Genomic DNA, 8,405 nt, shown 5'->3' with positions numbered 1-8,405 from the left:
TCGCACTGGGAAGTCGAGATCGGCACCGACCGCCACCCGTGGTTCACCCCACCGAGTTCGGTCGACCCCTACAAGAAGCCCATCCCGGCGCACAACCGGGCCGGGCCGCTCGCCGCCTGATTCTCGGCATCACCCGTCGAGAGCAGGCGCGGGTAGGTACAACGCTGCGCCATTCCCGCGCAGGCTATGGACGGTATGCGGCGGGGTCGAGGGGCGTGCCGACGGGATGCGCCTGCTGCGAGCCGTCCGCGACGCGGTAGCTCACCCCGTGCCGCGCAGTGCCGCGCGGATCGGTGGGATCGTTGACGTAGAACCAGTCCATCTGCGCTCCAGCCTTGTTCACCTCGAACACGCCGTAGCCGTGGGAGTCGAGCTCGACGTACCGGACGTGCCGGTTGAAGGCCTTGAACGCCTCCTCGACCGGGACGGTCGCAGTGCGCGGCGGAACCTGCAGCGAATCGTCGATGTTCGGTGACGTCACCGACGGCACCACGAACTCGGTGCCGACCGTGCCGGCGGCCGGGTAGTTCGCGGCATCCACCGGCAGGTCGCATGCCCACGACGTGTGGATGTCGCCGGTCAGGAACACCGTGTTACGGACGTTGTTCGCGGTGATCGCGTCGAACAGACGACGCCGGTCGGCGGTGTAGCCGTCCCACTGGTCCGTGTTGAACGGGATGCCGGCGTCGGGCAGGCCGATCATCTCGGTGACGGCCGCAGTGGTGCGGGTGTCGAGCGGCGGAAACGCGCACGGCGCGATCATCACCGGATTGCCGACCAGCTTCCAGCGGGTGGGCGAGGTGACGATACCGCCGGTGAGCCAGTCCATCTGGGCGCGGCCGGTGATGGTGCGGTCGGGGGAGTCGGTCTGGCGCCACCCCGCACCGGAGGACGCCTGCTCGTCGCGGTAGGTCCGCAGATCGAGCATGGAGAGCTCGGCCAACGCGCCGAACCGGAATCGTCGGTACAGCGCCGCATCGGTTCCGTTGGTCCGCACCGGCATCCACTCGAAGTAGGCCTGCGTGGACGCGGCCTTCCGGGCACCCCAGTCTCCCTCGGTGGCGGGATCGTGGTTCTCGGCGCCGCCGTCGTACGCATTGTCGGCGGACTCGTGATCGTCCCACGTCGCGATGAACGGGACCTTCGCATGCAGGGCCATCAGATCCGGATCGGTCTTGTACTGCGCGTGCCTGATCCGGTAGTCGGCGAGCGAGACGATCTCGTGTGCCGGATCGTGCAGACGGACCGAGCCGTTCCTGGCGCCGTACTCGCCGCGCCCGTACTCGTAGATGTAGTCGCCCAGGTGCAGGATCGCGTCGAGGTCGTCCCGCTCGGCGAGCAGGCGGTACGACGCGAAATATCCGGCTTCCCAGTTGGAGCACGACACCACACCGAACCGCAGGCGGTCGAGGTCGGCGTCGGTCGCCGGCGCGGTACGGGTCCGTCCCACCGGCGAGACCTGCCCGGCCGCGGTGAACCGATAGAAGTACGTGGTGCCCGGCCGCAACCCGGCGACGTCGACCTTCACGGTGTGGTCGCTCCGGGGGTCGGCCGTGACGGTCCCGCTACGTACGACGGCACCGAAGCCGCTGTCGGTCGCGACCTCCCAGGTCACCGAAACCGTCTCGCCCACACCCGAACCGGGCTGCGCTGCCGCCGACGGCGTGACGCGGGTCCAGATGATGACGCCGTCGGGCAGCGGATCGCCCGACGCCACGCCGTGCACGAATCCCGCAGGTCCCGCCGGTCCCGACGCCGGGACCCCGGCGGCGGCGCGTCCCGCCGCCGCGACGGTCAGCCCGGCACCTGCCAGCACCGCCGAGCCGCGCAGCAGACCGCGTCGGCTCACACCGCTCCGAATGTCGCTCTTGTCGCCCTCGGGCGCCCGATTCTCGAACACGACAGGATCACAACGAAATTCGGACGGATGTTCAACTCAGATCGGCCGAATCTCCGAGTGTTCACCTACTGTTCGCCGCGGTCGCCCCGTCAGAACACCTGCCGGGCTCCGGGGCGGTGGACCACCCCGCGGGCAACCAGCTCGATCGCGACCGCCACCGCACACGTCTGTGCGAGGAGCAGGCCGACGAGGACGAGGATCTGCACGGCGCCGGCCTGGACCGCGGAACCGCTCGCCAACAGGACACCTACGAACGCCCCCGGCAGTGTCACCAGACCCACCGTGCGGGTCTGATCCAGCCCCGGCAGCAGGGCGTCGGACGCCGCCGGACCGACCACCTCCATGCGGGCGTCCCGCACACTGAACCCCAGGCTCAGCCCGGCTTCGACCTCGCCCCATCGCTGGTCGATCGCGTCCAGGCCGCGTTTGGCGGCGAGTGCCGTCGCGGTCATCGCGTTACCGAGCACGATGCCCCCGATCGGCACCAACGCGACGCCCTGGAGCGGCACGACCCCGCTGACGAGCATCAGCGGAACCACCAGGCCGACACCCGCGGCGAGAGCCACCGACAACCACACCGCCGACCACCCCGCCCGCGCACGCCGGGCCGCCGTCACCGCGGCGGCCACGAACATCACGGCGAGCACGAGCAACGACGACCACAGGTGTGCCAGCGCCGCGGCCAGGATCAGGGAGACGGCGACGAGCTGAAGCGCACCCCGGACCGCGGCCCGCGGAGCCGTCAGCGGATTGCCCAGACCGGCGAACCGGTACACCACGGCCGCCATCGTGACCATGACCCCGCACAGCACGACAAGCGCGAGGCCGGGGTTCGCCAGCGCGGTACTCACGGTTGTCACCTTCCCACCAAGACGGCGCTCAGCGGAATGCCGGCCGCGCGATCCTGGTCGGCCCGAGCGGTCACAGGACCTCGGCTGACCCGGACAGATCCTCGATTCCGACCGGTGCCGTCCCGGTGAAGCGCACGCCGATCCCGAACTCCTCGCCTATCGCGAGGCCGCATTCGGCGAAACGGATCATCCATGATCCGTCCGACCAGATGATTGCCTCGGGCAGGCCGAACGGCGCCTCCGGCCCGTCGAGCCGCGCACGGTCCTCCGTGTCGAGTTCCCACACCGGATCGGCGAGCTCGGCGACGAGATAGCGCGACGCAGCGGCAGCCAGCACGTCGAAACCGGCGATGGCCTGCGCCGCGGAGTCGACGGCCTGATCGGTAGGAGGCCCCGCCGGTTCGATGACGATGCTGACCGTTCGCGGTTCGTCACCGGGCAGATCGGCAGCCCAGCAGACGAACTCCGCCGCGAGGCCGATGCGGTCCAGCACCGTGCCCCGCACCTCGATCTTCTCGGGTACGCCGTTCATGCTCCAAGTCAACCAAACCCCGGTCCCCCGCCGTGGGACGCCGGTTTCGCCGCGTCAGGCGTTCCATTGGGCTTCGACGTCGAGAACCCAGGTGACGCCGTAGCTGTCGACGAGCATTCCGTAGAGGGGAGCCCACTGTGCGGGTGCCAGTGGAGCCAGGATCGTCGCCCCGTCGGCAAGCTTCTTCCAGTAGGCCGAGATCTCCTCGGCGTCGGTGCCACGGATCGAGACGAAGAACGGGATCGTGCCGGGCTCCCACCTGGTGTGAGAGGGCACGTCGTAGGCCATGATGCGGAAGCCGTTGTCGGAGAGAACCTGTCCCCACATCACCTGATCCGATTCGGCCGGGTCGGTAACGTTCTGCGCGTCGGCGTAGGTGATGACGGCCAGTTCTCCGCCGAACACCGATCGGTAGAACTCGAGCGCTTCGCGGGCGTCGCCACGGAAGTTCAGGTGGGGGGTGACGTTGACGGGCATGTTGTTTCTCCTCGAGAGCGGGTCGGCCACCGGTTCTCGACCGGTGGTGTCAGCAACGCTCCCAGTAGAAGCGGTCAGTTCCTGTCCGCTACTTCGGGTACTTTCGAGACATGTCGACGGCCACCTCGCGCTCGCTGCTGCTGTTGTCGATGTTGCAGACACGCAGAGACTGGCCGGGCCAGGTTCTCGCCGAACGGCTCGAGGTCAGTTCGCGGACAGTGCGGCGGGACGTCGATCGCCTGCGGGCGATGGGGTACCGGATCGTTGCACTCAAGGGTCCGGACGGTGGGTATCGGTTGGAGGCCGGATCGGAGCTGCCGCCGATGCTGTTCGACGACGAACAGGCAGTGGCCATCGCGATGGCCTTGCAGACGGTGGCGGCGAGCGGAGCCGGGGTCGCCGATGCTGCGGAGCGGGCGCTGTCCACGGTGCGTCAGGTTATGCCGTCGCGGCTACGGCATCGACTCGATTCGCTGCCGATCATCGCGTTGCGCGCGCCGGCGGACGTCGACCCCGCCGTACTCGTCTCCCTCAGCACAGCAGTCGCCGCGCAGGATGTTCTGCGATTCGAATATCCCACTCGCGCAGGTTATTTCGAGCGGCGTCGGCTCGAACCTCACCACCTTGTGGCGGCGGCAGGGCGTTGGTACCTCGTGGGTTGGGACCTCGACAAGGACGATTGGCGGATCTTCCGCGCGGACCGGGTCCATCCCCGTGTCCCGACCGGGCCCGGATTCACCCGCCGCGAGCTACCGGCCGGCGACGTGAGGGCCTACGTCGCCGCGAGATTCAAGGGGTCGCCCGGACCCGACCAGTGGCCCTGCACCGGCGAGGTGATCCTCGGGATACCCGCCACAGAGATCGTGCCGTATGTCGACACCGACACGGTCGAGGATCTCGGCGGCGGACGTTGCCGACTCGTCGCCGGTGCCTGGTCGTGGGAATCGCTGGCCGCGGCGATCGGCCGGTTCGATGCCGACATCGACGTCGTCGGTCCACCCGAACTGACCGCTGCGTTCGCCACCCTCGCAAGGCGTTACGCGCACGCTGCAGAGTCCGGCTAGTGATTGCACGGCGCCACGGACAGGCACCCCACCGTCGTCGTGACCGAACGTCTGGCCTGCCAACTCGAGGATCCCCCTGCAGCGACCGCGCTCCGGGTGCAGGATGGGGACCACGCCCGATCACCCGACTGTAGGAGGTCCCCGTGATGAATCTCGTTCGCCGACTGGCCGTCTGCTCGGCCGTCGCGGCCGGTTCGGTCCTGGCGCCGGTCGCCGTGGCCTCCGCGGCGGTGACCGTCCCGTTCCAGATCGATCCGGCGCCGTTCGGGAACCCGAACGGCAGTTTCGACGTGCCCCCGATCCGCTGTGCGACCGTGGTCGGCGAACAGCCCGGCACGTTGACGATCACCGGCGGCAAGGACGGGCGGTGGGGATGCCTGCTCTCGGCCGACGTGCACTGGCTGAACCTGTCGACCGGGGCGTTCGGCTCCGCCCGGCTGTCGGACGGCCTCCACGGATTCCCGCCCGCAGCGACCCTGCAGACCGGCACCGGGCAGGTCGCCGTGACCGTCGTATCCACGGTGGGCGGAACGACCACCCCGGGCCTCGCAACCTTCTACGTTCCGTAGGTGACGGCGCCGCCCGATCGCACCCACCGGACGCTTGTGAACACTTTGTTGTCAATAATTCGTTGACAACAGGTGGGGACGGGGCGGACGCTCGAAGTATGACCTCAGATCCCTTCACCCCGCCCAACCCGAGCCGCGAGCGGGCCCACCGCGAGTACGCCGGCCTGTTCCGCATCGCCGAACGGCACGGCACCACGCCCGAGCAGCGGGCGCGGCAGTCCCACCCCGAGATGCTCGATCCGCTGGGCGCGATCCGCATCGTGGCCGCGATCGCCGGTGGCGTCCACACCCCGGACCCCGGAGAGCCGGAGATCGACGACGCCGACGTCACCGCGGCACTCGGGCTGATCCCGAAGGCCCGCGCCGAGATGGACCAATTGGAGGCACTGCTCCTGGACATCGCGCGGCAACGTGGAATGACCTGGCAAGAAATCGCTTTCGGCCTGGGACTGGGGAGCACACAGGCGGCACGGCAGCGATACGACAGGCTGGTCAAGCGCACCTGACCCCCGAACAAGGCTCGAGCCCGAAGTCGACGAACGACTTCGGGCCCGAGGTGCGCTGGTGCCGCGTTGTTCAGACGAACAATGCAGCGACACCGGCGACACCGGCGACCAGGCCGATGACCGTCGAGATCAGCGTCGCGCCGGCTGCGACCTTACCGAGATCCGCTGTGGAAGAACCCATTTGATACCCCTTATTCCATTGAAGCGCTGCTTCTCTTGTATCGCCGTTGTCGGCGCCACTGCATGTCTAACGGACCGGACGACCGTGTTCCAAGTGCTAATCCCCAGATTCCGCAATGCCTTACAGAAAAGAAACGCGATGTGAGCCAGGCGTAAAAGCGGCGACATACAGCGTTAACAAGAGGCCCCCCGAACCCGCAGATCGCGCGCCAGATGGTCGTGCTGCTCGAGCACCAGTCGACGCAGTGCCCCGGCGCATCGCCGTTCGCGGCGAGCCACGAATCCACCGAATCGACCGAATCGGACGCCGGGAAGTTACGCACGTCCCCGCGCGCGGCCGAGTCCATGCAGAACGCGCCTCGTCGACCTGGTCCTCGGGCACATCGACGCAGAGTCGGCCGGTTCACGGCCACACATTGTCTTCGCCTTTGCTCCCGTAAAGCTGGTGCTTCGTCTCAGTCGCCGTTCTCGGTGCCACTGCATGCGTAGCGGAGCAGCCGAGAGGTTTCCACTCCCGTCGGTCCGACTACCGGTCGAGTACCGCGGTGAGGGCCGCGGTCAGCTCCGCGGTGGCCGTCGCTTCGTCGTTCGGCGAAGTGTTCCGACGCCACGCGACGTACCCGTCGGGACGCACCAGCAGCACACCGTCCTCGGCGATCTCCCGCAGCCGCGCCCACCGGCCGTACGCATCCCGCAGACCAGGGGTGTCGATCCGGACCGACCGGATGGGGATGTCGAGCTTCTCGGCCGCGGCGGCCGCGGCCCGCTCCCACACCCCACCGGACAGGCCGGTGACAACGGAGAACTGTCCGCGCCCGACGACGTCGAGGGTCGAACGGCGCAGCCCGTCCCCGTCGACCAGCCATGCGTGCGGCAACTTGGCTCCGGGCCGAGTGGTCGGCTTGGCGAACAGTTCTCGGTCCCGGACCCATTCCTCTTCGGCGCTGCTGTCGGGCACCGTCGCGGACGAGGCGTACCGCTGGTTGAGCTCGACACCGTGCGCATTGAACTCGTAGTTCTTCAGCTCGATCGCGTCGATCAGCGCGCGCCGCCGCGCCGCCCCCTCCGCTGTCTCGGCGCGACACATCGCGAGTCCCGTCTCGATGCCGTCCTCGTCGCTGCCCCCGGAGATGCCCAGTGCCTCGAAGATCGGGCCGAACTGGTCGCGGCTGAGGTTGGCCCGGTCGACGATCTGCTTACCGACCGGGGCACGTTCGGCGCTGTAACTTTCGAGCAGCGCGGGCCCGGCGTCGCCCCTGATCACCGCCGCCAACTTCCACGCCAGGTTGAACGAGTCCTGGATCGAGGTATTGGAGCCGAGCCCGTTCGACGGCGGATGACGGTGGACGGCATCGCCTGCGCAGAAGACGCGACCCCGGGAGTACTCGGTGGCATAGCTGTGGTTCACCGTCCACAGCGACGTAGAGTCGATCTGCACGTCGATGCTGTCGTCGCCGAGCAGGTCCAGGACGATACGGCGGGCCTCGTCCTCGTCAAGCGTCGGCGGCTCACCCTCGATGTCGTAGCCCCACGTGAGCAGCCACTCGTTCCACGGCCGCACCATGCGGATCAGACCCATACCGATACCGCCCATGTGCGCACCCGGGCGCATCGCCCAGTACAGGACACTGGGACGGTGCTCGCAGTAACGGGACAGATCCGCGGTGAAACAGATGTTCATCGACCCACCGACACCGCTACGACCCGCGATCGGCAGCCCGATCTGCTCGGCAACTACACTCCTGGCACCGTCGGCACCGATGAGATACTTTGCACGGACCGTATATTCGTCACCTCGCAAGCGGTCACGCAGCGTCGCGGTGACGCCGTCCGAGTCCTGTTCAAGGGACACGAATTCGGTGTCGAACCGACACTTGGCGCCCCGCTCGGCCGCATTGGTCACCAGGATCGGCTCCATGTAGGTCTGCGGCAGGTCGATCATCGGGCACGGGCTGGCCGACGAGTACTCCGACAGATGTGCCTCACCAGCGCCCCAAGTGCTGATCCGGCCGATCTCCTCACCGGCGAGCGACGTGCACAGCACCGTGTCACCCATCATGTCCTGCGGAGTGCCCTGCGCGAGCGCCTCCGCTTCCACACCGAGATCGCGCAGGACCTCGAGGGTGCGCTGGTTGGTGATGTGTGCACGCGGCGTGTTCGCTACCCAGCCGTACTTGTTCACCAGCATCGTGTCGACACCGTAGGTGGCGAGCAACAGTGCCGCCGAACCACCTGCCGGCCCGCTACCGATCACGAGAACGTCGGTGTCGTAGGTCTTGTCGTTGGTCATGTCTGTCTCCGGAAGTAGTGATCCGACGGGGAGCGC

At 68.0% G+C, this 8,405-nt stretch carries 8 protein-coding genes; 3 read left to right on the top strand and 5 right to left on the bottom strand.

All coding sequences use genetic code 11. The features are described 5' to 3' along the window. Positions 1-184: 184 nt before the first annotated feature. The 4 genes from DEU38_RS27490 to DEU38_RS27475 form a co-directional block, all read right to left on the bottom strand. Positions 185-1,900, bottom strand: a complete 1,716-nt coding sequence (locus DEU38_RS27490) for an alkaline phosphatase (protein WP_114724541.1) — start codon at positions 1,898-1,900, stop codon at positions 185-187. Positions 1,901-1,989: 89 nt separating this feature from the next. Next, complete coding sequence (locus tag DEU38_RS27485; protein WP_114724540.1) at positions 1,990-2,751, bottom strand: ABC transporter permease; 762 nt, start codon at positions 2,749-2,751, stop codon at positions 1,990-1,992. Between the two features lie 70 nt (positions 2,752-2,821). Next, complete coding sequence (locus DEU38_RS27480) at positions 2,822-3,283, bottom strand: hypothetical protein (protein ID WP_114724539.1); 462 nt, start codon at positions 3,281-3,283, stop codon at positions 2,822-2,824. Positions 3,284-3,337: 54 nt separating this feature from the next. Next, positions 3,338-3,760 carry a VOC family protein gene (locus tag DEU38_RS27475; RefSeq protein WP_114724538.1) on the bottom strand — a complete coding sequence of 141 codons (423 nt, stop codon included), beginning with the start codon at positions 3,758-3,760 and terminating at the stop codon, positions 3,338-3,340. A 110-nt stretch (positions 3,761-3,870) separates the two neighbouring features. On the opposite strand from DEU38_RS27475, the gene DEU38_RS27470 reads away from it, so the two are divergent. The 3 genes from DEU38_RS27470 (at position 3,871) to DEU38_RS27460 (ending at position 5,899) form a co-directional block, all read left to right on the top strand. Beyond that, positions 3,871-4,824, top strand: coding sequence for a YafY family protein (locus tag DEU38_RS27470; RefSeq protein WP_114724537.1), 954 nt, complete (start codon positions 3,871-3,873; stop codon positions 4,822-4,824). A 146-nt stretch (positions 4,825-4,970) separates the two neighbouring features. Further along, complete coding sequence (locus tag DEU38_RS27465) at positions 4,971-5,393, top strand: hypothetical protein (protein ID WP_114724536.1); 423 nt, start codon at positions 4,971-4,973, stop codon at positions 5,391-5,393. Between the two features lie 98 nt (positions 5,394-5,491). Next, positions 5,492-5,899 carry a DNA-binding protein gene (locus tag DEU38_RS27460; RefSeq protein ID WP_114724535.1) on the top strand — a complete coding sequence of 136 codons (408 nt, stop codon included), beginning with the start codon at positions 5,492-5,494 and terminating at the stop codon, positions 5,897-5,899. A 706-nt stretch (positions 5,900-6,605) separates the two neighbouring features. Here the strand turns inward: DEU38_RS27460 and DEU38_RS27455 are convergent. Then, positions 6,606-8,369, bottom strand: coding sequence for an FAD-dependent monooxygenase (locus DEU38_RS27455; protein ID WP_114724534.1), 1,764 nt, complete (start codon positions 8,367-8,369; stop codon positions 6,606-6,608). Positions 8,370-8,405 lie beyond the last annotated feature (36 nt).

The organism is Rhodococcus sp. AG1013 (assembly GCF_003350365.1).
Lineage (GTDB): Bacteria > Actinomycetota > Actinomycetes > Mycobacteriales > Mycobacteriaceae > Prescottella.
The sequence above is the reverse complement of the archived record's forward strand: the minus strand, read 5'-3'. Positions and strand labels throughout refer to the sequence as shown.

What these genes read in the sequence shown, in the direction of transcription:
- DEU38_RS27475 (WP_114724538.1), bottom strand. Translation starts at nt 3,760, where the DNA reads ATGCCCGTCAACGTCACCCCCCACCTGAACTTCCGTGGCGACGCCCGC.
- DEU38_RS27480 (WP_114724539.1), bottom strand. Translation starts at nt 3,283, where the DNA reads ATGAACGGCGTACCCGAGAAGATCGAGGTGCGGGGCACGGTGCTGGAC.
- DEU38_RS27470 (WP_114724537.1), top strand. Translation starts at nt 3,871, where the DNA reads ATGTCGACGGCCACCTCGCGCTCGCTGCTGCTGTTGTCGATGTTGCAG.
- DEU38_RS27465 (WP_114724536.1), top strand. Translation starts at nt 4,971, where the DNA reads ATGAATCTCGTTCGCCGACTGGCCGTCTGCTCGGCCGTCGCGGCCGGT.
- DEU38_RS27460 (WP_114724535.1), top strand. Translation starts at nt 5,492, where the DNA reads ATGACCTCAGATCCCTTCACCCCGCCCAACCCGAGCCGCGAGCGGGCC.
- DEU38_RS27455 (WP_114724534.1), bottom strand. Translation starts at nt 8,369, where the DNA reads ATGACCAACGACAAGACCTACGACACCGACGTTCTCGTGATCGGTAGC.